The 25,394-nt window shown below is 53.4% G+C and carries 20 protein-coding genes; 7 read left to right on the top strand and 13 right to left on the bottom strand.

Annotation, left to right across the window (positions count from 1 at the left end; genetic code table 11):
- Positions 1 to 146: 146 nt before the first annotated feature.
- From glnA to ntrC, 5 genes are all read left to right on the top strand, one after another.
- Positions 147 to 1,559 carry a type I glutamate--ammonia ligase gene (gene glnA, locus O6944_03355; protein MCZ6718177.1) on the top strand — a complete coding sequence of 471 codons (1,413 nt, stop codon included), beginning with the start codon at positions 147 to 149 and terminating at the stop codon, positions 1,557 to 1,559.
- Between the two features lie 210 nt (positions 1,560 to 1,769).
- Positions 1,770 to 2,282 carry a DUF4124 domain-containing protein gene (locus O6944_03360; GenBank protein MCZ6718178.1) on the top strand — a complete coding sequence of 171 codons (513 nt, stop codon included), beginning with the start codon at positions 1,770 to 1,772 and terminating at the stop codon, positions 2,280 to 2,282.
- Between the two features lie 35 nt (positions 2,283 to 2,317).
- Positions 2,318 to 2,899, top strand: coding sequence for a DUF4124 domain-containing protein (locus tag O6944_03365; protein ID MCZ6718179.1), 582 nt, complete (start codon positions 2,318 to 2,320; stop codon positions 2,897 to 2,899).
- A 243-nt stretch (positions 2,900 to 3,142) separates the two neighbouring features.
- Positions 3,143 to 4,207 carry a nitrogen regulation protein NR(II) gene (gene glnL / locus O6944_03370; GenBank protein MCZ6718180.1) on the top strand — a complete coding sequence of 355 codons (1,065 nt, stop codon included), beginning with the start codon at positions 3,143 to 3,145 and terminating at the stop codon, positions 4,205 to 4,207.
- On the top strand, positions 4,200 to 5,603 hold the full coding sequence (ntrC, locus tag O6944_03375; protein ID MCZ6718181.1) for a nitrogen regulation protein NR(I): 1,404 nt from the start codon (positions 4,200 to 4,202) through the stop codon (positions 5,601 to 5,603). Before glnL ends, ntrC begins: the two co-directional genes overlap by 8 nt.
- A 52-nt stretch (positions 5,604 to 5,655) precedes the next feature.
- On the opposite strand, the gene O6944_03380 is transcribed toward ntrC, so the two are convergent.
- Both O6944_03380 and hemB read right to left on the bottom strand, forming a co-directional pair.
- Complete coding sequence (locus O6944_03380; GenBank protein MCZ6718182.1) at positions 5,656 to 6,003, bottom strand: hypothetical protein; 348 nt, start codon at positions 6,001 to 6,003, stop codon at positions 5,656 to 5,658.
- Positions 6,004 to 6,080: 77 nt separating this feature from the next.
- The gene (hemB, locus tag O6944_03385; protein ID MCZ6718183.1) at positions 6,081 to 7,091 is read right to left on the bottom strand and encodes a porphobilinogen synthase; all 1,011 of its coding nucleotides are present in this window, start codon (positions 7,089 to 7,091) and stop codon (positions 6,081 to 6,083) included.
- Positions 7,092 to 7,342: 251 nt separating this feature from the next.
- Between hemB and O6944_03390 the strand changes: the two genes are divergently transcribed.
- Positions 7,343 to 8,461 (top strand): methyltransferase domain-containing protein, encoded by a 1,119-nt coding sequence (locus O6944_03390; GenBank protein ID MCZ6718184.1) that lies wholly within the window; start codon positions 7,343 to 7,345, stop codon positions 8,459 to 8,461.
- A 27-nt stretch (positions 8,462 to 8,488) separates the two neighbouring features.
- Here the strand turns inward: O6944_03390 and O6944_03395 are convergent, their stop codons facing one another.
- The 11 genes from O6944_03395 to O6944_03445 form a co-directional block, all read right to left on the bottom strand.
- A complete protein-coding gene (locus O6944_03395) occupies positions 8,489 to 9,244 on the bottom strand; it encodes a lysophospholipid acyltransferase family protein (GenBank protein ID MCZ6718185.1) in 756 nt (251 codons plus the stop codon).
- Entirely contained in the window at positions 9,222 to 9,761 is a 540-nt protein-coding gene (gene gmhB / locus O6944_03400; GenBank protein MCZ6718186.1) for a D-glycero-beta-D-manno-heptose 1,7-bisphosphate 7-phosphatase, read from the bottom strand. The genes O6944_03395 and gmhB overlap by 23 nt, the downstream gene beginning before the upstream one ends.
- Before the next feature lie 55 nt (positions 9,762 to 9,816).
- Complete coding sequence (gene glyS / locus O6944_03405) at positions 9,817 to 11,937, bottom strand: glycine--tRNA ligase subunit beta (GenBank protein ID MCZ6718187.1); 2,121 nt, start codon at positions 11,935 to 11,937, stop codon at positions 9,817 to 9,819.
- A 13-nt stretch (positions 11,938 to 11,950) separates the two neighbouring features.
- Positions 11,951 to 12,901: a glycine--tRNA ligase subunit alpha gene (gene glyQ / locus O6944_03410; GenBank protein ID MCZ6718188.1), complete on the bottom strand. Its 951-nt coding sequence runs from the start codon at positions 12,899 to 12,901 to the stop codon at positions 11,951 to 11,953.
- 235 nt (positions 12,902 to 13,136) lie between these two features.
- Entirely contained in the window at positions 13,137 to 14,327 is a 1,191-nt protein-coding gene (locus tag O6944_03415) for a DUF4340 domain-containing protein (GenBank protein ID MCZ6718189.1), read from the bottom strand.
- 27 nt (positions 14,328 to 14,354) lie between these two features.
- Complete coding sequence (locus O6944_03420; protein ID MCZ6718190.1) at positions 14,355 to 16,241, bottom strand: Gldg family protein; 1,887 nt, start codon at positions 16,239 to 16,241, stop codon at positions 14,355 to 14,357.
- A gap of 17 nt (positions 16,242 to 16,258) precedes the next feature.
- Positions 16,259 to 16,993, bottom strand: a complete 735-nt coding sequence (locus O6944_03425) for an ABC transporter permease (GenBank protein ID MCZ6718191.1) — start codon at positions 16,991 to 16,993, stop codon at positions 16,259 to 16,261.
- Positions 16,994 to 17,017: 24 nt separating this feature from the next.
- Positions 17,018 to 17,962, bottom strand: coding sequence for an ABC transporter ATP-binding protein (locus O6944_03430; GenBank protein MCZ6718192.1), 945 nt, complete (start codon positions 17,960 to 17,962; stop codon positions 17,018 to 17,020).
- A 327-nt stretch (positions 17,963 to 18,289) separates the two neighbouring features.
- Positions 18,290 to 19,189 carry an NAD(P)-dependent oxidoreductase gene (locus O6944_03435; GenBank protein ID MCZ6718193.1) on the bottom strand — a complete coding sequence of 300 codons (900 nt, stop codon included), beginning with the start codon at positions 19,187 to 19,189 and terminating at the stop codon, positions 18,290 to 18,292.
- Positions 19,186 to 21,126 carry a biosynthetic arginine decarboxylase gene (speA, locus tag O6944_03440; protein MCZ6718194.1) on the bottom strand — a complete coding sequence of 647 codons (1,941 nt, stop codon included), beginning with the start codon at positions 21,124 to 21,126 and terminating at the stop codon, positions 19,186 to 19,188. The genes O6944_03435 and speA overlap by 4 nt, the downstream gene beginning before the upstream one ends.
- 2 nt (positions 21,127 to 21,128) lie before the next feature.
- Positions 21,129 to 22,547, bottom strand: coding sequence for a M20 family metallopeptidase (locus O6944_03445; protein MCZ6718195.1), 1,419 nt, complete (start codon positions 22,545 to 22,547; stop codon positions 21,129 to 21,131).
- A 686-nt stretch (positions 22,548 to 23,233) separates the two neighbouring features.
- Here O6944_03445 and O6944_03450 point away from each other — a divergent pair.
- The gene (locus O6944_03450; protein ID MCZ6718196.1) at positions 23,234 to 25,216 is read left to right on the top strand and encodes an SDR family oxidoreductase; all 1,983 of its coding nucleotides are present in this window, start codon (positions 23,234 to 23,236) and stop codon (positions 25,214 to 25,216) included.
- The last annotated feature ends 178 nt before the right edge of the window (positions 25,217 to 25,394 follow it).

A 25,394-nucleotide genomic window follows, 5' to 3' on the forward strand; every position in this document is an offset into this window, starting at 1 on the left:
GATCAATTCGAAGCTGCGTAGTCATCCGTCATAAGTAGACGCCTATGACGAATGAACAGTCATCTATTACATCCCACTCTGCACGATGAACGCCTGGTAGGCATCAGTCGCCTCGTGCGACTCAGAAAAACAGGAGGTATTCCATCATGTCGCTAGCGAAACTTCAGGATCTAATTAAAAAACACGGTATCAAAATCGTGGACTTTCGCTTCATTGATATGCCCGGCTTATGGCAGCACTTTTCGGTGACTACTGATGAGATCAACGAGGGGTTGTTTGCAGATGGGATCGGTTTTGACGGCTCCTCGATCCGTGGTTTCCAGGAGATTCAGGAATCCGATATGGTGCTGCTTCCCGATTCAGATTCATCCTTCGTTGATCCATATTTAGAAATTCCGACGCTTGCGGTGATCTGTGATGTGCTCGAGCCGGGGCTTAAGCCCTATGCGCGAAGCCCGCGGGAGGTGGCGAAAAAGGCGGAGACATATCTCAAGTCGACAGGTATCGCCGATACGGCGTATTTTGGGCCCGAGCCGGAATTTTTTATCTTTGATGATGTTCGGTTCGATCAAAACTCGCAGTGTGGTTACTACTATGTTGATTCTGTCGAGGCGGTGTGGAACTCAGGGCGCGAGGAAAATCCGAATCTCGGTTACAAACCGCGCCACAAGGAAGGATATTTCCCAGTTCCCCCGCATGACACCCTTCAAGATATTCGCTCGGAAATAGTACTCAATCTGGTCGATGCGGGCGTGCCCTGCGAGGTGCACCATCACGAGGTGGCAACGGCTGGACAAAATGAGATCGATATGCGCTTCACCTCGCTTGTGAGGATGGCGGACAATCTCATGAAGTTTAAATACATGGTAAAGAACACCGCCCGTAAGCATGGCAAGGTTGCTACGTTTATGCCGAAGCCGGTCTATTTTGACAATGGAAGCGGTATGCATGTCCACCAGAGTCTAGCCAAGGGCGGGACGAATCTCTTCTACGATAAGTCCGGTTATGCCCTCACGTCGCAACTCTGTATGTTTTACATCGGTGGCTTGCTCAAGCACGCGCCGGCGTTAATGGCTTTCGCCGCCCCGAGCACCAATTCCTACAAAAGGCTGGTGCCGGGATTTGAAGCCCCCGTCAATCTTACTTATTCACAGCGCAATCGCAGCGCAGCGGTACGTATTCCTGTCTACAATGAGAGCCCTGCCGCGAAGCGCATCGAGTTCCGCCCGCCCGATTGCATGGCCAATCCTTACTTGCTGTTTTCAGCACTGCTAATGGCTGGTTTGGACGGGGTTGAGAACCAGCTAGACCCGGGCGATCCCGTTGATCAAAACATGTACGAACTTCCAGACAAGATCCTGCGTAAAATAAAAACGGTGCCGGGTTCGCTCGAGGAATCCTTCATTGCGCTGGAGAAAGATCACGCCTTCTTGCTCAAAGGGGATGTCTTCACGCAGGATCTACTCGACGTTTGGGTTGACTATAAGCGTACCAATGAGATTGATGAGGTAAGTTCGCGCCCGCACCCGTGGGAGTTTTATCTTTACTTCGACCTTTAAGTCCCCTACGCGGCCGGCGGTGCGCCGCCGGCCGTCGTCACTTCAAGTTTTTCTACGATTCCTTTGTTGTCATTATTCAGTTTTCGACGGGTTCGCAAAGAACTGCCGCGAGCGCAGATTTGCTTCAACGGGCAATATTTAGCAGGAACCAATCGGGGCCCTGGTGGGTCTTTACTTGAGGACGGTCAATGCATTGGTTATGCTGAATAGATGCGTATCTTATTCTTGATCCTCGGTTTTATATTGTCGTTCTCGGTATCGGCCGTCGTCTATCGATGGGTCGATGAGAATGGCCATGTCGTCTATTCGGACAGACCGCAACCCGGTGCCCAAGTCCTTGAGGAAAAGGATGTTCAAACTGTTGATGCGCCCCCTGTTGAGCTGATCAGACCTAAATCAGATGCGAAAACATCGGCGAAAAATGGATTTGCAGGCTACAAACGTGTCGCCGTGATGAGTCCACAGAATGACGAACCCGTCAGGGAAAACGCAGGAAATGTGACGGTATCAGTCACGCTCGAGCCTGGGTTGCAAACCAAGCTGGGGCACAAGCTCGCCTTGTTTGTGGATGGCGCACAGATTTCAGAACCGGGTACGGCGACCCAGTTTCAGCTGAACAATATGAACCGCGGTGCACATACCCTTGAAGCCAAGGTGATTGGTGCCGATGGCAGCGTCATCAAGAGTTCCTCTCCGGTCACCTTCCATATGTTGCGTGTTTAGAGGTTTGCCGGCCAAACATTGGCTATCGGAAATCTATGCGTCCCCTCTTGTTGACGTTTGCTCTTGCGGTGTCACTTGCGGTCTCGGCCGTCACGTATCGATGGGTCGATGAGCAGGGCAACGTCGTCTATTCGGACAAGCCGCATCCCGGTGCCGAAGTCATCGAGGAGAAAGAAGTCCAAACGATACATGCGCCGCCTGTGCCACCGATAACACCGCGGGAGTCGACAGCGCCACCAGCAGTTGCCGGCTACGAACGCGTCGCCGTGGTGAGTCCAGAGGATGACACCCAGATCAGAGAAAATGCAGGGAATGTGACGGTGACTATCACCGTCGAGCCGGCGCTGCAGACCAAGCTGGGCCACAAGCTCGCCTTGTTCGTGGACGGCGCACAGTTTTCAGAGCCAAGCACGGCGACCCAGTTTCAGTTGATTAATATGGACCGGGGCACGCATACCCTCGAGGCCAAGATCATTGGTTCGGATGGTGAGGTGATCATAAGCTCCCCACCATCCGAGTTCCATTTATTGCGTCACTCCGTATTGCATCCGACGCCAGACCTGGGTGTTCCCACCCCAATCCCACCCGTTGTCGTTCCCGCTGGCGGCGGGCCGTAGTCTTTAATACACCTCCACACGAGTCCTGCTAAGCCATCGGTAGACCGTTGTTCTGCTCCAACCTGGCCTGAATCTTGCCGCTTATTCATTAACGGGCGGTTCCGCCACATCGCATGCCGGTGCCTTGTGGGCGATAATGTCCTAACGACTTGATTTATAGGATTATTCGATTGCGGGAACGGTTTCGTACGGATGGATAGGGTGTCCTTTGCACCAAGATGGTGCAATAATGCCCCGTTGACTATGATCAAATCGGAACAGGCGCGACGTCTATTCGATCATCTCACCACGGCAGTTTTGATGTTCGATGGGGAGCTCCGGCTCGCGGCCATCAACGCGTCTGGTGAGGACCTGCTGTCCGTCAGCGCTCGCCAAGTGCTGGGCCTGAAGGCGCAAGTGATCTGGCCGGATGCATCCATGTTTACTGGCACGCTGGAACGGTCATCTGTGAGTCAGGAGCCGTTTACGGAACGGGGGGTGGAACTGCATCTTCCGGGTGGTAAGACAATGATGGTGGATTACACGGTGACCCCGATGGAGGAGAGTCAAGACGCCATTGCCCTTTTGGTTGAGCTGACCGACGTGAGTGTGCGCCGTCGGATCGTCCGTGAAGAAGCGCTCGTAACCCAGAGCGAAGTCGCCAGGGCGCTCATCCGCGGCATGGCCCACGAGATCAAAAACCCCCTCGGTGGCCTCCGGGGCGCAGCCCAGTTGCTGGGGCGAGAACTTGAAGATCCAAAATTTGCGGAATACACGCGTATCATCATTGGTGAGGCTGATCGGTTGCAGCAGCTGGTGGACCGCATGCTGGCCCCCAACAGTCTCCCGAAAAAGAGCTTGGTCAACATTCATGAGGTGCTGGAATATTTGTGCAGCCTTGTGGAAGCCGAGACCAGTGCGGGTGTCACCATTGTGCGAGACTACGATCCGAGCCTGCCTGAGTTGAGTGCGGATCGCGAACAGCTGATCCAAGCGCTGTTGAACCTTGTAAGAAACGCTGTGGAGGCGGTGGGTGTATCAGGTGAGATCACGTTACGCACCCGTCCGCAACGTCAAGTCACCATCGGACAGACGCGTTATAAGCTTGTCATCCGCGTCGATGTCATCGACAACGGCCCCGGCGTTCCACCCGAGATCGAACACGGTATTTTCTATCCGATGATCACCGGTCGCAATGACGGTACTGGGCTCGGGCTCCCTATCGCACAAACGTTGATTCAACGGCACGGTGGTTTAATCGAGTTTGACAGCCAGCCCGGAAAAACAGTGTTTACTGTCTGGCTTCCGCTGGAGGGAGAGAATGGATAAAAAACGCGAGGTCTGGATCGTCGATGATGACCGCTCCATCCGCTGGGTGTTGGAAAAGGCGCTTACCCAAGCCGATATGAACGTGACGAGCTTTGACAGGGCCGAGCCCATCATGGTGCGGCTTGGCGAGGAGACGCCTGACGTCATCATTTCTGATATCCGGATGCCCGGGAGTGATGGTCTCACCATGCTCAAGCAGGTAAAGCGGGCGCACCCAGACCTACCGGTCATCATCATGACCGCCTATTCGGATCTTGATAACGCCGTTGCGTCGTTCAAAGGCGGAGCATTCGATTACCTTGCAAAACCATTTGACGTGGATGAGGTCGTGAGCTTGGTTCAGCGGGCCGTAACACAAAACCGTGAGCGTGAAGCCGATCAGTTAGAGGGCGCCGAGGCCCGAGTGCCGGAGATCATCGGTGCAGCGCCTGTCATGCAGGAGGTCTTTCGGGCAATCGGTAGGCTCTCGCGTTCACATGTTACCGTGCTTATTACCGGCGAGTCAGGGACGGGTAAGGAACTTGTTGCGCACGCCTTGCATCGACACAGTCCCCGTGCTGCTGCGCCGTTTATTGCGTTGAATACTTCGGCTATCCCACGTGAATTGCTGGAATCGGAACTCTTCGGCCACGAGCGGGGTGCTTTCACCGGCGCTCAGACTGAGCGAATCGGCCGTTTCGAGCAGGCCAACGGCGGGACCTTGTTCCTGGATGAGATCGGCGACATGTCGAATGAACTTCAGACGCGGCTCTTGCGAGTCCTCGCTAACGGGGATTTCTACCGGGTCGGTGGGCAGGTGCAAATCACAGTGGATGTCCGTGTGATTGCTGCGACCCACCAGGACCTCGACGCCCGGGTAAAGGCCGGCACGTTTCGTGACGATTTATTCCATCGTTTGAATGTCATTCGTGTTCACCTGCCAGCACTACGCGAGCGTAGGGAAGACATCATATTATTGGCGAAACACTTTCTTGCGTTGGCGGCAAGGGAACTGGATGTCCCGCCCAAGACCTTGCTCGGTGAGACCGAAGCGTACCTCACAGGCCTCGATTGGCCGGGGAATGTCAGGCAAATTGAAAATGTCTGCCGCTGGGTGACGGTGATGGCGCCGGCTCAGGAGATTCGTGTGGCGGATCTACCGCCGGAACTAAGCGGATCAACAGCATCTCAGTTCGGTGATTCCGACTGGGAAAGCATGTTGAAATTATGGGCGGAAGGTTGTTTGGCCCGTGGGGAGACGGGAGTCGTCGAGCAAGCTTTGCCCCGGTTTGAGCGGATCCTAATCGAGGCAGCCTTAAAGCAAACGGGTGGTCGCCGGCAGGATGCAGCTAGGTTTCTCGGATGGGGCCGAAATACCCTGACCCGCAAGATTAAGGAACTTGGGATCGAACGATAATTTTAGCCTGTCTCATTTGGCGCTTGTCGTTATCACGGGGGCCATCTTCGCCTCAAGCGAGCAAGCCACCGATGACGGCGCCAAGCCAGAGCATCCCGGTTTGGGAAAGCACCAGAATCAGTCCCCCTGCACCCGCAAGTACACCCAGGGAGGGTAGCCCTGTGAGGGCTGCGGCGAATACGAACAGAGCGAGAGCAAAGAATAAGCAGGGCAACAATGCCGCCATCAGGCCAGCGCCGACACCACCCGCCACCTTGCCGCCCACTACGCCTGCAATCAAGGGCCCAATCACCGGCAACCAAAATAACAACAGGGAAATGAGGGTCATCCAGATCACGCCCATCAAGATACTGCCTTGCTGTGGGGCCTCCAGCGTTTTTGTTGCCTTCTCTTCTGGCATCGTGGGTTCCCCTTTTTATTTTCCTCAGGCGTTAGCGTGACGCTGGGGTCTCTCGTTGTAACGGAAATTGGGCGGGCTCAGGATCCTTTCAGCCACTCGGCCACGCGCTTCGCAAAATAGGTCAGAATGGCATCGGCGCCTGCGCGTTTACAGGCCGTCAGCGATTCCATCACCACCGCACGCTCATCCAGCCAACCGTTCTGCACTGCAGCCATGAGCATCGCATACTCGCCACTGACCTGATAGACAAACGTGGGCATACCGAATTCGGATTTGACCCGTCGCACGATGTCGAGATACGGCATGCCCGGTTTTACCATCACCATGTCCGCCCCTTCAGCAATGTCCAATGCGATCTCCCGCAGGGCTTCATCGGCATTGGCCGGGTCCATCTGATAGCTGTTTTTGTCACCGCCGCCGAGACGGGCCGCCGAACCGACGGCTTCCCGGAACGGCCCGTAGAAGTTGGAAGCATATTTGGCGGAATAGGCGAGGATCAGGGTATTGACATAGCCCGCAGCTTCGAGGGCATCGCGTATAGCTTTGACGCGCCCGTCCATCATGTCTGAAGGCGCAACCACATCTGCGCCGGCTTCGGCATGGGAGAGGGCTTGTTTCACCAGCACGTCCACGGTTGCATCATTGACCACGTAGTTGTTCTCATCGATAAGCCCATCTTGCCCGTGGGTGGTAAACGGGTCGAGTGCCACATCCGTGATAAGCCCAAGCCCTGGGTGCTCGCCTTTGAGCGCCCGCACGGCGCGCTGAATGAGTCCTTCAGGGTTATAGGCCTCGCGGGCGTCTTCAGTTTTTACCTGCGCCGGTGTTACCGGAAATAAGATGACGGCGGGGATCCCGAGTGACACGAGCTCGGCCGCCTCTTTTTGCAGTTCATCGATGGAAAGCCTGTCGATGCCCGGCATCGAGTTAACCGGATCCCTGCGCCCTTGCCCTTCGGTGACAAACAGGGGGTAAATGAGATCATCCACTTGCAAAGAGGTTTCACGCATCAGGCAGCGTGAGAATGGACTACGGCGCATGCGCCGCATTCGCGTGCGTGGGAAGCTGCCTCTGTGCTGTTCTACCAAGATGGTGTACCTTAACGATTCTTTTTATACCGTACTGGCCGGATAAGCACCGGCATGTGAATTCATTATATCCTGCTTGCCGCTTATAGCGCTCAAATTCCCCGTTTGGTGGGACGTGGACTCTGCAGGGATGTCTCGGTCCACAATGCATTAGTGTATCCCACGTTTTTGTATGACGGTTGAACAGAGCACTGGTAAAATCTAAAAACGCGGGTCCAGTCTATAGTCTTTAAGGTTATGAGGAGCACACGATGAACGTTCAATCGGCAGTATCTGAACGCTATTCCAAGGGCGCAAAGGAAAAACAGGGGGCTCTATGCTGCGCAGTCGATTACGATTCAGCGCTTTTGCGCTTGTTGCCCCGGGAGATCGTTGATAAGGATTACGGTTGTGGTGATCCAACCCGTTACGTTCGTCAAGGTGATGTCGTGCTCGATCTCGGCAGCGGCAGCGGCAAGGTGTGTTACATTGCGGCGCAGTTAGTCGGTGAGAAGGGCCGGGTGATCGGTATCGATATGAATAATGACATGCTCGCGCTGGCAAGGAAGTATCAATCCGAGATGGCAGATAAACTCGGAGGCGACAGAGTTAAATTTCTAAAGGGCCATATTCAGGATCTTGCGCTGGATGTGGAAAAGCTCGACCGGTATCTTGCCAAGCATCCTGTTGTCACTGCCTCGGATTATGCTCGAGCGCAAGAGTGGCAAGCTGAACAACGCACCAATGCCCCGCTCATTGCTAATGAGTCTGTGGATGTGATCATCTCCAATTGTGTGCTTAATCTGGTGGAGGACAGTGCGAAGCGGGAACTGGTGAGTGAAATCAGCAGGGTCCTAAAGCCCGGCGGTCGCGTCGCAATCTCCGACATTATCAGTGATGAGCCTATTCCCAATCACCTCAAGGCCGACGCGGAACTCTGGAGCGGGTGCATCTCAGGTGCCTTTCAGGAGCAAGAGATGATCGAGGCATTTCAGGAGGCTGGTTTTCTGGCCGTGCGCTACGACAGGTGGGCCACGGAGCCCTGGCGGGTGGTGGAAGGCATCCAGTTTCGTTCAATCATATTGACTGCGGTTAAATCTTTGGGGACAGAGTGTCTGGATCGGGGCCATGCGGTGATCTATAGGGGCCCATTCCGGGAGGTGACGGATGACGAGGGGCATGTGTTCCCACGTGGTGAGCGCATGGCAGTCTGTGAGCGAACGTATCGTTTCTTGATGGAGGGAGCCTACCGGGACGATTTTATCGGGATCACACCTGACACGCCTCGTGAGCCTGTTCCCTGGTGTGCGCCTGTCGGCACGCGGCGGCCGGCGTCTGAGACAAAGGGCGGACAGCATACAGGGGATCGCGCCTCATCCGCCTGTTGTTAATCAATTAAGGGGGCGTTCGCGGTAGCGCTACGCGTTCGTCACAGTCTCACTGGATAAGCGCTGCATCGTGCGTTCGATCCAGTCCTCGGCTTGTCCTTTAATATCTGCTGCCGTCTTTCCTTTCGGCTCGATCACGGGTCCGACGACTAGGCGAATAGTGCCTGGGCGTTTAATAAAGGTGTTCCGTGGCCAGAACAGGCCAGCGTTATGAGCCACCGGGACGACCGGATATCCGGTTTTTTCCGCAAGCAGGCCACCAGCCGGCAGGTAAGGTCCGCGCTCACCCGGTGCGATCCGTGTGCCCTCGGGAAAGATGATCACCCATCGGCCTGCACGGAGCCGTTGGGTCCCTTGCTCGATGATCTGGCCAAGAGCTCTCCGAGTCGAAGTCCTATCGATAGCAATGGGCTCAAGTGTTGCTAGGGACCACCCAAAAAATGGAATCCACAACAATTCCCGTTTTATCACATAGACTTGGGGAGGAAATATCTGCTGGAGAGACAGAGTCTCCCAGGCAGATTGATGTTTGCACAAAACAATGGCCGTCTCCTTCGGAGGGTCATCGACATACTCAACCTGATACCGAAGCCTACAAGTGATCTCTAGCCACCATAAGTTGAAATAAATCCAGCCTGAGATAAAGCGGTAGCGCCAGAGAAACGGGAGGGGAAGAATAAGAATGCTTACTGGAGCAAAGATCAGAGTAGATGCAGCAAGACCCGCATAGAACAGGCACGAGCGAAGCAAGAGCATCTGACGATCAACCTTTTCCCAGAACCTCATCGACAAAGGTGGCTAAATCATCATGTATGGACACGCCTTTCATGTCGTCGCCTTTATCCAATACATCTCGACCCTTGCCGCTTAGCACTAGTACCGGTCTCGCGCCCGCATTCCGCGCGGCCTCGATATCGCTGAGGCGATCACCAACTGCTGAAACGTCTTTCATTGAAATGTGCAGCCGAGATGCGATTTCTTTGAAAAGGCCTGTGCGCGGCTTACGACACTCGCAGCCTTCCTTTGGCCCATGGGGGCAAAAAAATATCGCCTCAATTGCACCACCGACTTCGGCAAGTTGTTTATGCATCTTCTTATGGATCTGATTCAAGGTTTCTATGTCGAACAAGCGACGCGCAAGGCCAGACTGGTTGCTAGCTACTACCACCCGATATCCGTCACGCGATAGACGTGCGATAGCTTCCAGACTGCCGGGAATTGGTTTCCATTCATCAGGCGATTTAATAAAGTTATCTGCATCGTAGTTGATGACACCATCACGGTCGAGAATGATCAACGCCATAATATCGCGAGCTTCAAAAAATATAAGTTGGCAAAAATGTTTTAGAACTCATGCGCTACCCTTGCAATCGCGATATATCAGCGGCTTCAAGGAACAAAGTGCTTAGCTTTTTCAGAAGCGCCAAGCGATTATTTTTCAAAGCTTCGTCCTCGCACATTACCAGTACATCATCAAAGAACGCGTCCACACTGTCCCGTAGACCAGCAAGCTGTGTCAAGGCGCCGGTGTAGTCACTCTTTTCCAACAAGGGTCTGACTTTAGCATCAATTTCTGCGAGTCGCGTCGCGAGGTGCCGCTCAGCTGGTTCATCAAGCAGTGTCTCTTCGACTTTGTCTTTAGTGACTCCCCCAGCCTGTTTTAAGATGTTCCGGATGCGCTTGTTAGCTGCCGCCAGACTTTTGGCCTCCGGTAACCCGCGAAAATCAGCCACCGCACGGATACGTCGGTGAAAATCGTAGGGCCGCGTAGGCCGGCGTGCGAGTACCGCCTCAAAAACGTCCGTTCCAATTCCGTCCTCAAGATAGTAGCTGCGCAGGCGTTCCATCATGAAGTTGTAAACTTCACTACTCACTTTAGAGGTCTTAAACTCGGGGGAGTAATTCTTTGCTGCTGCCACAAGAAGCTGTTCCAGGTCCAGATCTAATTCACCTTCGATTAGGATACGTAAACATCCGAGCGCCGCACGACGCAGCCCAAACGGATCTTTGTCCCCCGACGGGGCATTGCCAATGCCAAAGATCCCGACCAGGGTATCCAGTTTATCCGCTAGGGCCAGCCCCTGCCCGGTTGACGTCCGGGGGAGTTCGTCACCTGCGAACCTGGGCATGTATTGTTCGTCTAGAGCTTGTGCAACCTCTTCCGGCTCACCGTCGTTGATGGCGTAGTAGCGCCCCATAATGCCCTGAAGTTCAGGGAATTCGCCAACCATCTGTGTGAAGAGGTCATTCTTAGAAAGCTCGCCGGCGCGCCGCGCCCACGAGCGATTGGCGCCGAGTGCTGACGCGATTTTATCGGCGAGTTTTATAACGCGATCAGATTTCTCATAGAGCGTTCCCAGCTTGCTTTGAAAGATGACGCCTTTGAGATCGCTTCTACGCTTGGCTAAGGGCGTTGAACGGTCCTGTTCCCAGAAAAAAGCAGCATCGCTGAGTCTTGGGCGAATAACCCGCTCATTACCCGCCCGAACCACATCAGGATCTCGACTTTCGATGTTGTAGACGGCTATGAAATGAGGCATCAGCCGGGACTGGCTATCCACCACGTGGAAATATTTCAGTTTGTCTGCCATGGTGGCGATGAGTATCTCAGCAGGAAGTGCCAGAAATGCCTTATCAAAAGAACCTGCGAGCGTGTTTGGCCATTCCACCAGGGCCGCGACTTCGTCCAACAGGGCATTGTCAATCACGGCCACACCATGGATGGTTTTCGCTGTGTCCTGAACCTGTTTTTGGATCCGCTCACGCCGCTCATCAAATGCAGGTATGACGTAGCCTTGTTTCTCAAGGACAGATGCATATTCGCTCGCGTTGGTGAGTTCTATAGGCGCAGGGTGATGAAAGCGGTGTCCACGGGTCGCATGGCCAGCCAATACACCTAATATCTCTGCAGGGATCGTGGCATCGCCATACAACAACACTACCCAGTGCACGGGCCGTATAAATTCTTCCTCGCCGGCGCCCCAGCGCATACGCTTGGGAATAGGGAGTTTTGCCAGCGCCCCGCGGACGATCTCGGGTAAGAGTTCCGCAGTCGCCTGTCCTTTCTCCCGGCTGCGGTAGATCAGCCAGCGACCTTTTGGAGTCTCGAGACGTTCCAAGGCATCAATCGTTACCCCGCATGAACGTGCAAAACCTTCTGCAGCGGGTGTCACATTCCCCTCGGCGTCAAACGCGGCCGAGAGCGCTGGGCCGCGTCGCTCGATTTCTTTGTCAGGTTGTTTACTAATTAAGTTGTTTAACATAAGCCCAAGTCGACGGGGTGTGGCATAGGGCAAGGCCTCGTCATATGTGAGCCCCGATTTTTCAACTGCGAGGGTGATGCTCTGGGCAAAGACCGTGGATAGGGATTTTAGGGCCTTTGGCGGTAACTCTTCCGTGCCAATCTCGACAAGCAGATCGTGTGCAAGCATTGCCTCTTTACGGGCAGGGGTATTGGTGGCTCGAGCGGATTTTGGCATGGCATTTCCGGCGTTACGTTTGGACCTTGGATGCCTTTCCTTTTACCGACTGCAGCAGAGGAAAACCCAGCTCCTCTCGCCGTTTAAGATATGCTTCGGCAACCGCTCGTGCCATGCTCCTTACACGCAGAATAAAACGCTGGCGCTCGGTGACGGATATCGCGTGGCGTGCATCTAGGAGATTAAAAAGGTGTGAGGCCTTGAGCACCAATTCATACGCAGCCAGCGGTAAGTCTGCCTTGATAAGTTTCTTGCTTTCTTTCTCGCAAGCGTCAAACCAGCCAAATAGTGACGGAGTATCTGTGCCCTCAAAATTATAAGTCGACATCTCTAACTCGTATCGTTGATAGTTATCCCCATAGGTAATGGCCCCAAGATCGGTGCGGGCCCATACGAGGTCAAAAACACTCCCCACGTCTTGCAGGTACATGGCAATGCGTTCGAGACCGTAGGTAATCTCTCCTGACACCGGACGGCAGTCTATCCCGCCGACTTGCTGAAAATAGGTGAACTGGCTGATTTCCATGCTATTGAGCCATACCTCCCAGCCCAAGCCCCATGCCCCCAAGGTCGGCGATTCCCAGTCGTCTTCAACAAAACGGATGTCGTGGACCAAGGGGTCGATACCGAGGTGTTGGAGGGAGCCCAGGTAGCGGTCCTGGATATCCAGGGGCGACGGCTTCAGGAGTACCTGAAATTGAAAGTACCGCTGCAGGCGGTTGGGATTCTCACCATAGCGCCCGTCGGTCGGCCGTCTGGCCGGCTGGACAAAGGCCGTCTTCCACGGTTCGGGTCCAATTGCACGCAGAAAGGTCGTTGGATGAAAGGTGCCCGCGCCCACTTCCATGTCATAGGGTTGCTCGATGATACACCCCTCGGCGGCCCAATATTCCTGCAGCGCCAAGATCAATCCTTGAAAGGTAGTGATATCACGCTCGTTTGTTAAAGTTGCATTGCTGTGCAAGAAGAATCCCCTGCAAGAGACACGTGGCCGGGAAGTATAGCCCGTGAATGCCCGTCTGTGCACGCAAGCGCCGCTGATCCATCGCTTGTTTGAAACCCCGGGCTCCGCTCAGTCATGCAGCGTTGCACATACCGACAAATCGCGATTGGGCGTCATGTGGCGCACAACGGTACGCTCAGCAGTGAATACCTGGATCTCCTGCATTACGGAGGTGGGTTGTGGCGTCTCTTAAACGTTATTGTTGGGGCAGGACCAAGGATTCGGATTTTGCTTCTGACTCCAGAGGCTTGATGAGGTCATCCAAATGCTTGGTAAGTATGGCGATCTTGAACTCGGGGATGACAAAGGCCCAATCAGATAGCACTTCGTTTAGCGTCGCGACTTCTTGTTCCACTTCTTCCTTGCTCTTAAGTCTATGTCGTGTTTCCTCTTCATTGGGCACTTCAGTGTTCTTGCCGGGCCCCTTGGGCGCGGCGCTTATGTCGCCTTCGCTAGCGGGCACATCATCGGCTTCGATCGCCGGCACAGCAGACTCGTCGAAAGCAAACTCAAACGTTGAATAACTCTTAGTGTCTACGTCACGTGTGGTGATTGTCGCAATGAGGCCGTCGAACGTCGTTACCGTCGTAACGACACTCTCGCTCGCCGGTGGGAGGTTACTTCTTGCGTCGACATCATCCAGGCGAAACTCTTCCAATGCAGTAGCCAGGCTGTTGAGCGCAACCTGGGACTTTAATTTCATGCCGTCCGGGATGTCGGTGAGCGTATAGTCTTTCTCATCCGTGCTCGCTCGGCTGATCGTCACCTGATTCCCGTCTGGATGTTTAGCAGTCACTTCCCGGACTCGACCTGAAGCAATATCGACAATGTCCGGGTTCAGCCAGCTTGTCACCGTCGCATCAATATCTAGATCACCTTCAACCAGTAGGGCCTGGGGTGTATCCGCCTTGCGCACGTAGAGCGCGGGTGGGCCAGTTCCTGTTCTGGTCAATCGATCTTTCCCTACGATGATCGAACCCATGATCTTTCCTTCCCGGTCTTTGAGTGTGATAAGGATCGACTTGGAATCTTCATCATCCACATCCTTCACACCGAGCCGCGAATAAAGGCTGGGGTTCCTCGTTTTTCCTTCCAGCACACGAAGTTGTGCCATGCCCACAATGCTGGCTTTTACCTTCTCGAATAGCGCGGGATAGCCACCCGAACTCTCGATCACCCATCCATCACCCTGTTGTGTGAGCGTGACACCAGCGTTTCTTGTGCGGACTTCGACACGGGCGACATCATTGATGTTGGGCATTAATTCCGGGAAGAGGATTGCTTTATCCAGTTCGGTTTGCGGTGCGCGCTGATAGACGATGATCGCAGCGGCAATAATCACTACTACTGTAACAACCGTGAGAGTGAGAAAGGTGCTTTTCTTCATAGCGATATCCCTAATCGGCGCGATACGCTATGCGCGGCGATGTGTCCGATAGAGCCATACACCGATGGCAATGAGTCCAATGAGCAACGGAATGAGACCAATATTGATAAAGCGTAGCTGAGCGCCTAATCTTTCGATGTTTTTTTGCAGGTCATGCTGCACGGCGCGCAGATCCTTGCGGACTGTTAGTTGCTCCTGACGAAATTTTTCAAGTTCCTGAGCCTGTGCGGGGCTGAGAATAAGCGAGCTGTCTGTCCCTTGTTTTTGCTGTAGTTCCGTGATCTTTCGTTCTGTTTCCTCAAGCTTGGTCTGGAGAGCGTGTTCCTGGTCACGGAAACGCGTTTCTGCTTCGCGTCTGATGTCCTCCACCCGTTCGAAAGGTCTGGCGTGTTTGCCGCGGCTACGCAGGCTGATAAGGTCATCGCTTCCCCCGAGATTTTCCAGGGCGTTGATCACAAAATCTCCATTGTTTGCTATCGGTTGGGGAACGCGCATCCCGTAGAAATTTTGGATCTGTACCCAGAATTGGTCGCTTAGCATGTCAGTGTCAGCGACAACGATGAGATTAACTGGTTCTGCAGACTCGCTGATAAAGTTTGGGTCTTCGGTTGCTTCATCCTCGTCGTCTTCCTTTGGTTTTCCATCTGGGAATGCGGTTTTGACCGTGCCACTGATCCTTCCTGCGAGCGTAAGCTTTTTGCCTTCCGGCTTGTAGGACTTGAGGAGCACGGTGGGATCACGTTGGAAGATAACGCCGTCCCGTTCCATCTTCATAGATCGTTCTCCCGTCTCAATGAGTGGGATAAACTCAATTTCCGCGTCCTCCTTTTTCTGAAGGATTCCTGTGCTCCCAACATTCATAACGGTCAGCTCGCTTGTCACGAAGTCATCCGAGTTGAAGTTGTCGGAGGTCAGCCGGAGCCATGGGAGGTACTCTATTTCCTGTGGCCCGCGGGGGCCGATGTGTTGCACTCGAATTGCTGCGTCCAGATCTCCTGCAATCTTGCCGTCGACAAGTTCCAGGCCCCATGCATCAAACAAGGTCTGGAGGTCTGAGCTGCGTTCGGGTAGCGCCATCGGATTACGAGGATCGGGCCGTGCATCGTCGGCCTCTGAGAGGGGGTCAACGAAGATGATCGCCTTACCACCCTTCAGTACGAATTGCTCGATGGCATATAGTGTCTGGTCATTAACATTCTTGGGGTGGACAACCATCAGCACGTCTACGTCATCATCGATCTCTCGAGTTTGCGAGCCAAGATTGCGCACGTTGAAGAATTCCATCATTGCTGACGTAATCGCCCAAGGTGGGGCTGGTCGTGGCGGGGGACTTATCTGATCCCGACTCGCGCCAAATAGAGGTAGAGGACTTAATATGGCCACGACCCGCTTTTTTGGGTTGGCAAGGTCATAGATTAATCGGGTTAGGTCGTATTCCAGCGATGCTTCTTTGTTTGGCCGGAAGAACGGAACAATGGCCTCATCATCGGTGGAGTTGGTTCCCACTAAGCCAAAGTATGCAAGGTCACCGGCTGAGTTGACTGGCACGGTTTGCAGTCCATAGGCTACTGCTTGATCTTCCTCTTCAGAGAAAGGCTCAACGTCAAAAATCGTGAGCTTCAATTTACCATTGGCGTGTGCAACGTACTCTCCAAGCAAGTCTCGAACGCGAATTCCATAGTTCAGCAGAAGCGGAAATCCGCTAAATTGTCTTTCCGAGAAGTAGAATCTGAGGTTGATCGGCTCATCCAGGCTGTTAAGGATGTTTATCGTTCCTTCGGATAGGGTAAATAGCTTGTTATTGGTTAGGTCGAGCCGCTGAGTGGTGAATGTTGCGTTTGACAGTATGTTTATGGCTATGAAGAGCCCTGCCGCAAGTACTAGACTTGTCGCAGTCAATAATTTTCTGTTCATCTCGTTCTGATTTTTCCTTATGCTGCTTTTTTTATCTCAATTGCAACGATGTTGGCGTACAACCAAAAGCAGATCAGCGTTGCGAAGTAAATGACATCACGAATGTCAATCACGCCTTTTTTAATGGATTCGAAATGAGTAAAAAAGCTGAATGAACTGATGACATTTACAATGGCCTGTGGTGCCCAGCCCCGAAAAAAGTCGACCACAAGGGGGAAACCGCTCATGATGAAACAAAAAGAGATTACGACGCTCACCACAAACGCAATAACCTGGCTTTTTGTGAGAGCTGAAATACACGAGCCTATTGCCAGAAAACTGCCTGCCATCAAGAGGCTACCGAAGTAGCCTGCAAGGATGACTGTATTATCTGGATTGCCCAGGTAGTTCACCGTCATCCACATTGGAAAGGTCAAAGCCAATGCGACCGCCGTGAATGCCCAAGCTGCGAGAAATTTGCCAATCACCGCTTGCGGTAACGTAATGGGCAGTGTTATCAATAATTCAATCGTGCCGGTTTTTAGTTCTTCTGACCAAAGTCGCATTGCAATTGCTGGCATCAAAAAAAGATAGAGCCAGAGATGGAAGCGGAAGAATGGTTCAAGATCGGCTTGGTTACGTTCATAAAAGGCACCAAGATAGAACGTAAAAATGCCGGTTAGAAAAAGAAAGATCACGATAAAGACATAGGCTACAGGTGTAGCGAAATATCCGGTGAGTTCACGCTTGAAAATGGCAATAATGCTTCTCATGATACTTGTGCCTTGCCTTCTTTGTTAAGACTCGGTGGTAATAATGCGGAACACCTCGTCCAGTCGTCCAGCCTCGACGCGCATTTCGGTAATGACCCATCCATTCGAGTGCACACAGTCACTCACGACCGAAACAATTGATTGCCCATTCTCGGGGACAACCACCAGATGAGTTGTACCATCGATGCGTGCAAGTTCCTCCAGTGATGCAACATTTTTAAGACCCGCAAGCTTTGCCTTGTCCTCTTCCGTGAGCTCTGACTTTATTGTTAATGAGACAGCGTTATGGAAACGGGACTTCGCTGCAAGTTCTTCGGGGCTGCCATCAAAAAGAAGATTCCCATTGGAAATGATGATGGCTCGCGTGCAAACAGAATCTACTTCCTCAAGGATGTGAGTAGAGATAACGATGGCTTTATCTTTCGCCATCTCAGTAATCAAGGTCCTCACCTCATATTTCTGATTAGGGTCCAATCCGTCAGTTGGTTCGTCCAGGACAAGGACCTCCGGGTCATGCAACAAAGCCTGTGCAAGCCCGACACGACGTTTGTAACCCTTGGACAGCGTCTCGATGCGCTGATCCATCACCGACTCTAGTCGGATTTTTCTTACCACATCGTTTATACGGCTTTCCTTATATTGGCCGTTCAGACCACGAATCGCGGCGATAAAGTTGAGAAACGAAGTCGGTGTCATCTCCCCGTACAGGGGTGCTCCCTCCGGGAGATAGCCAATTCGTTCCTTTACTTGGATGGGTTCATCGATGACGTCGTGGCCACAGACGGTAACCGTACCGCTGGTGGGTTCTAGAAACCCCGTTATCATCTTCATGGTGGTGGACTTCCCTGCGCCGTTCGGGCCCAGGAAGCCAAGTACCTCGCCGTAGGCCACCCTGAACGACATATCACGAACGGCGTGCAAAGGGCCGAATCGTTTATTCAGCTTGTTGGTTTCAATCGCAATTTTCATAAAGGTGTCGAGCTAGTGTTTGTCCAAATTTTCCGTTTGCGCAACAGGCATCGGGAAGGGCGACCTGAAGATTGAGTATTGTGACGGTGGCCCCGCCAGAGTGCTAGCTTTCATGGATTCCTGCCATAAGGGCAAACTACAGGTTGGACGGAAACCAATCTAATGAAAGTGGGGGTTTCGGCGCGATCATTCTCCACAGAATTCTTTGCCAGTCAATCTGCCACAAACAGGGGGTGTTGCACAAAAGGACCTTTCCACCCTGGTGATCCCTGACGGCTCCTTTGTTTCTGGAAGAGGGAATTCAAAGTGCTTGGATGTTGGGATCAATCACAAAGGGCGCTCTTTCTTTGGCCCGGATGCGTCGCTCTGCTGCTTTGCCTTCAATCGGAAAAGGGCTGAGATGTCCTCATCTCTGTGATCGGATTCCATTAACTGCTGGTAGTGATGTAGGGTCATTTCGACGATGGCCAAGGGGGCGCCGCCCACGTTTTTAGCCATGTCACGGCAGATTTCAAGATCTTTGTGGTGCAGGCTTACCTTGAATCCGGGCTGAAACTCACCTGCCAGCATGCTCTTACCCCGATGGCTCAAAAACCAATTACCGGCCGCACCGCTCGCCACAACGTCGATGACTCTATCCATGCTGAGCCCCATGGCTTGACCAAAGGCCAGGGCTTCGGTGACCGCTTGGTTGATTCCAGCTGCCATGATCTGATTGACGGCTTTAGCGGCCTGGCCAGAACCTTGCGGGCCCATGTGGATAATTGTGGTTGCAACGGCCGCAAGGGTCTCTCGAATGCGATCGAGCGCATTCGCATCCCCGCCAATCATCATCGCGAGGGTTCCCTTCTTTGCTCCTTCGACGCCGCCAGAGACAGGGCAGTCAAGGAAAGCAGCGCCGCGTTCGCGAAGCCTTTTAGCCACCTCCTTTGCCGTCTCTGCGCTGACCGTGGAGGTGTCAGCCACGACGGTACCGGTGCGTGTTGTTGGGAGCAGCGCCTCGATTACGCTTTTGACGTCCGCATCGCGCGATACCGATGTGATAATGAGCTCGCAACGCTCGGCAAGCTCGGCGGGCGTTTCGCAAAGCAGTACGCCGGTGTCCATTGCCACCCGCTCAGCCTTCTCCCGAGTCCGGTTCCACACCGCAACTAGATGACCTGCTTTATGCAGGTTGAATGCCATGGGCGCCCCCATGGCGCCAAGACCAATAACACCCGTTTTCATTGCGTTGTGCCCTCAACCCGGTGTTCCAGATAGGTATAGCCGCCGAGGCCCTCGTTCAATGCCGCAAGGTATCGATCGCGCTCCTCGGGAGACAGCTCTGCCGCAGCGACTCGTTCGCGATAGGTACGTTTGAGGTCCGCGGCGTTGATATGCACCGAGCTCAGCACCTCGGCAACCGTGTCGCCACGTTGCGGGTCAGTGAAGCGGTACCTACCATTAGACGCCACTTCCACGTTGACCGAATGGGTGTCACCAAAAAGGTTGTGCATGTCCCCCAGAATTTCTTGGTACGCCCCGAGAAGAAAGATACCCAGCAGATACGGTTCGTCCTTTTGCAATGCATGGATCGGCAAGCTGGTCTCCAAGCCTTCGCTGTCCACGTAAAAGTCGATGCGGCCATCCGAATCACAGGTAAGATCCTGAATCCTGGCCCGCTCTGTTGGCTGCTCATTGAGGCGTTGCAGGGGCACGATTGGGAACACCTGTTGAATTGCCCAGGTGTCGGGCATGGACTGGAACAATGAAAAATTGCAGAAGTACTTGTTAGCCAGTTTCTCGTCCAGTTCTTTGAGTGCTTCTCGATGTTTCGGCAAAGTATTGTCAAGCGCGTCGCGAACCGCCCGGCAAATTACGTTGTAAAGGTGCTCAACGCGGGCACGCTGAGCCAGATTCAGGATCCCATGGTTAAACATCTCCCTCGCCTCAACGAGCCAATTGTCTGCTTCATGGTAGACCTCCAAGGCACGCCCCGGCTTCAATGACTGCAATGCCTGCCAAAGGTCCTTGACGATCTGAGGTTCGTCAGGCTTAGGCGGATCAGTGATTGATATGCTGGAAGTGTTTTCAATATCGATCACGTTTGTAATAAGCATCGCATGATGGGCCGTCATGGCACGGCCTGACTCGGTGACGATATGAGGATGGGGCAGATCCTCCTTCTTGCAGATCTCAGCTAGCGCGTGAACCACGTTGTTAGCATACTCCTGAATGCTATAGTCCATGGAACAGAAGTTTTGTGACTGGGTACCGTCATAGTCCACGCCCAATCCACCACCGACATCTACGCTGACTACGTTGACACCCAGCCTGCGAAGTTCTGCATAGTACCGGGCGCCCTCGCGCAAGGCGCGCTGAATATCGCGAATACTGGGGACCTGCGACCCGATGTGAAAGTGCATCATCTGCAAGGTGTGTAACAGACCTGCAGCGTTAAGACGTTTGATAACCTGACAAACTTGGTCGGCAAGGAGTCCAAACTTTGACTTTTCGCCGCCTGTATTCTGCCAGTTGCCAGTACCAATGGATGATAGACGCAGACGTACACCGAGCAGGGGATCTATCCCGGCCTGCGATGCTTCGTTAATGATGAGCTCAAGTTCTGAAAGCTTTTCTACAACAATGTAGATTCGAAGCCCCAAGCGCATTCCAATCAGAGCGAGCTGGATATAGCTTTGATCTTTGTAGCCATTGCAGATGATCGTCCCGCTGCTTGGTGCCAGCGCGAGTGCCGCCATCAGTTCGGGCTTGCTTCCCACTTCGAGGGAAACGCGATCGGCGCCGCATTTGAGGATCTGATCGATGATATGACGCTGCTGATTAACTTTTATGGGATAAGCGGCTGTGTAAGAAGCCTCGTAACCCGATTTCCTCATCGCTTCGGCAAAGGCATCACATAATATGTGGACTCGATGGTGAAGAATGTCGGTAAAGCGTACGAGCACTGGATAAGATTGCCCGGATCTATTGAGCTCATCTGCAATCTCAAAGAGGTCGATCTCGGGTCCTTTCTGCCGCCCCTTTGGTCGGACGATCAAATGCCCGTCTTTGCTAATGTCGAAATAACCGTCACCCCACTGCGCAATGTTGTAGAGTTCGCGCGAGCGCCCTGCGTCCCAGTTTTGGGTTACCCCGCCGCCTTTCGATTGGATCTGATGCACCTTCAATGGGTTTGTCCTTTCATGTAGTGATCGGCAAGCACGTTGGCCACGCAGCAGGTCAGCCTTTTCGCCGTTGGTATATGCAGGAACTCGTTGGGGCCGTGTGCATTTGATTGGGGTCCCAACACGCCGGTTACAAGAAACTGTGCCTCTGGAAATCGCTCGCCCAACATTCCCATAAAAGGAATTGAGCTGCCTTCTCCCATGTAGATGGCCGGTTTGCCAAAGTAGGTACGGGAGGCTCGATCGAGCGACTCCTCCAGCCATGGAGCGAGCTGTGGGGCATGCCAGCCCGAGGCGCTCCAATCCGGCTCAAACGTGACATTGGCACCATGGGGTGGATCTTTTTCCAGGATTTCCGTCAGCGCTTGGGCAGCCATCTTGGCGTCGCAAGTCGGTGGCAGGCGCAAGGAGAGTTTCACGGCAGTCAACGGACGCAACACGTTGCCGGCATTTTTAAGTGACGGCAGTCCGTCTGCACCGATGATGGAAAGTACAGGACGCCACGTTCGATTCAAAATAAGCTCCCTCGCGTCGTCCGAGGCGGGTTTAGCGCCATTCTGGAATGGGAACTTGTGGTACGCTGCCTTTCCTAAAACTTCCGCTGCAAAGGTAGCCTGCTCTACGCGCTTTTTGGGAATTTCCACGTAGAACGCATCGGGCAGTATTCTGCCTGTCTTATCATCTTCCAGACGACTGAGCAGGTTTCTAACGATTCGAAAGCTTGACGGTACGATACCGCTTGCATCGCCTGAGTGCACGCCTTCGGTGAGGATCTGCACGGTAAGGTTGCCGCCGACAAGTCCTCTAAGTGAGGTGGTACACCACAATTGCTCGTAGTTTCCGCAGCCCGAATCCAAGCAGATCACGAGGCTCGGCCTTCCAATGCGATCGGAAAGCAGATCGATATAGTGTGGCAAGTCATAACTGCCACTCTCCTCGCATGCCTCAATAATGACGATGCATCGCGCGTGGGGGATCTGGTGTTTCTTTAGTGCCTGAATTGCTATGAGACTCGCGAACATTGCGTAGCCATCGTCCGCTCCACCCCGGCCGTATAGTCTTTCCCCATCAAGCACCGGTTCCCATGGCCCCAAACCTTCTCGCCATCCAGTCATTTCCGGTTGTTTGTCTAGATGGCCGTAAAGTAACACGCAGTCATCGGAGTCGCTTGCGATGTCCATAAACATTAGCGGCGTCCGACCAGGCAAGCGGATCACCTCAAGGTCCATATCATCCATACCCCGCTGGTTGCACCAAGCTTCAAACTGCGCGACGGCTTTGTCTATATAGCCATGCGCCTGCCATTCGGGATCGAAAAGTGGGGATTTATTGGGGATGCGGATGTAATCGATGAGTTCCGGGACAGCAGAGGTATCCCAGCTCGGCTCGACGAACTCCTGGATCTTGGTGCTTACCACGGGCAAAGTCTACCTGTCAGAATATCGGACATCAAAATGCTCAGAGGGTTGTAATCTCCGAATTTATTGCTTATACGCAGTCGGGATACGGTTGCGCCATCGGGTTAATAACGCGGCTTTTCGATGGCGCTGTGCAAGACCTTTCTTCTGTTAAATTGCTCTTGTTTCTATTAGTCCTGTTTTTAGTCCCAAGCGTTCTTTAAGGTTTGAACTTGCGGTATCTTATACTGAATTTGAAAGTACATAATTTGTTCCTGACATTACATTTTTCCTTCAGGGGTTGGCGGCCCAAGCCATTTGAGTCGCGCTTCTAGCGACGACCGCCCAAAAGTTTTATGTAGCGTGGGAAGTGCCCGTGCTATGCACCATCGCCGAGCATGGCTTCGTATCATTGGTAATTAAAGCGTACAAAATCTCATCGTGCGGGCGCCTCAGTCATAACTGGAAGCCAATCTAGTGTACTTGAGTAACGCTGGAAACGCGGGAGGAACGGAGGGTATGTGATGTGGAGAAGTCGCTAAGGGGAAGAGCTCACGCGAGAGGGCCGTATCAACCACATATTGGCGTCGTCGCTGGCGGTACTGTACAGCTTCGAGGCGACAGGCAGCTATACGTTAGCTGTGTACGAAAGTTAGAGAAATACAAGCCAATTTTTTCCAGAAATGTTCACTTACGGAGATTTTGCCATGAACTACTTCGTCACCGGGGCTTCAGGTTTTATCGGGCGTCGATTGGTTGCCCGGCTGCTGCAACGTGGTGGAACCGTATACGTACTCATGCGAGCACGGTCACTGGATAAATTAGAGCAGGTGCGCGATATCTGGGGCGCACAGTCTGATCCCGTTGTGCCCATAGTCGGCGATCTGACGGAAGCCAGTCTCGGAGTCTCGGGAAAGGATCTCAGGAGGCTGAAAGGGAAAATCGATCATTTCTTCCACCTGGCCGGCGGATACGACCTGAACGCAGATGGGGAAAGCCAGTACATCGCGAATGTGGAAGGCACGCGCCATACACTGGAGTTTGCCGAGGCGGTGGAGGCTGGCTGTTTCCATCACATGAGTTCCATCGCCGCTGCCGGAACTTACGACGGCGTCTTTCGGGAGGACATGTTCGATGAGGCCAGCGGTCTCAACCATCCTTACTTCCGCACTAAGCATGATTCTGAGGCGCTGGTACGCCAACAGTACAATCGGCCGTGGCGTGTCTACCGGCCAGGGGTTGTCGTTGGCGATTCGCAGAGCGGTGAGGTGGACAAAATTGATGGCCCCTACTTCCTCTTTAAGCTGATCCAGAAGATACGTAAAGCTCTGCCTCCCTGGATGCCCACTATCGGTCTCGAAGGTGGGCACTGGAACCTGGTACCGGTGGACTTCGTAGTAAACGCCATGGATCATATCGCCCATCTTGATGGCCAGGATGGCCAGTGCTTTCATCTCGTTGATCCCGAACCTCACTACCTGGGTGAGGTCCTCAATATCTTCGCCCGGGCGGGTCACGCGCCGACCATGACCATTCGTCTGAATGCACGCATGTTCGGTTTTATCCCTTCTTATGTCATAGAGGGCCTGGCCAAAGTCACGCCGGTGCGTCATATCACCAAACAGATACTCCAGGACCTCGGTATTCCCAAAGAATTATTTCAGTTTATTAACAAACCGACCCGCTTTGATTGCCGGGAGACGACAAAGGCATTGCAGGGCACTGACATCAAGGTGCCGCCCTTGGAGGACTATGCCTGGAAGTTGTGGGACTACTGGGAACGCCACATGGATCCCGACCTGTTTGTCGACCGAAGTCTGAGTGGCAAGGTCGGTGGCCGCATTGTCATGGTAACTGGTAGTTCGTCGGGTATCGGCAAGGCCACGGCGCTGAAACTGGCAAGTGTCGGCGCAACCGTTCTGCTGGTGGCCCGCGGCGAGGACAAATTGCGTGAGACACTAGAGGAGATCCAGTCTGCCGGCGGCTGCGCTTACAGCTACAGTTGCGACCTGTCGGACATGGCTGCCTGCGACAAGCTGATTAAACAGGCGTTGGAAGAACACGGAGGTGTCGATTTCCTTGTGAACAATGCCGGCCGCTCAATCCGGCGTTCCATTGCCCTTTCATTTCGCCGATTCCACGATTTCGAACGCACCATGCAGCTGAACTACTTTGGTTGCCTGCGCATGACCTTGGGCTTTCTGCCCTGCATGCTGAAACAGCGGCGTGGGCATATCATTAATATCTCCTCCATTGGCGTGTTGACCAATTCACCACGATTTTCCGCTTACGTTGCCTCCAAGGCGGCACTGGACGCTTTCTCACGCTGCGCAGGTGCAGAGTTCGCCGGTGAGGGGATCTATTTCACCACCATCAACATGCCATTAGTGCGCACCCCGATGATCGCAGCTACCAAGTTGTACCAGCACGTGCCTACGATCAGTCCTGAAGAAGCGGCTGACATGGTGGTCGAAGCCATCATCTACCAGCCAAAACGAATCGTCTCACGCCTGGGGAAAGCCATGTGGGTCGCCTACGCTATTGCGCCCAAATTGCTTGAAATCGTTATGAACACTGCCTTTCGGCTGTTCCCTGATTCCGCTGCCGCTATGGGGAAGCGGGAGGAAGAGGTGGAACCGACACCGGAACAGGTGGCATTTGCTCAACTGACCCGGGGTATTCATTGGTAAGCTTTAAGCATAGACAGAATTGCGCAGTATGATAAGGAGAAAGTGGCGAGGGGTATGAAATAGCCTTCGCCAGCGGCGGGAATCGGCGCGATTTTGCACCCCGTGGATGCTAGTATCACCATTCCGCGTAGCCACGATCTTCAAACTCGATAAACGGGGGGATCACATGTATTCAGTA

This window comes from Gammaproteobacteria bacterium (assembly GCA_027296625.1).
Lineage (GTDB): Bacteria > Pseudomonadota > Gammaproteobacteria > JAKEHO01 > JAKEHO01 > JAKEHO01.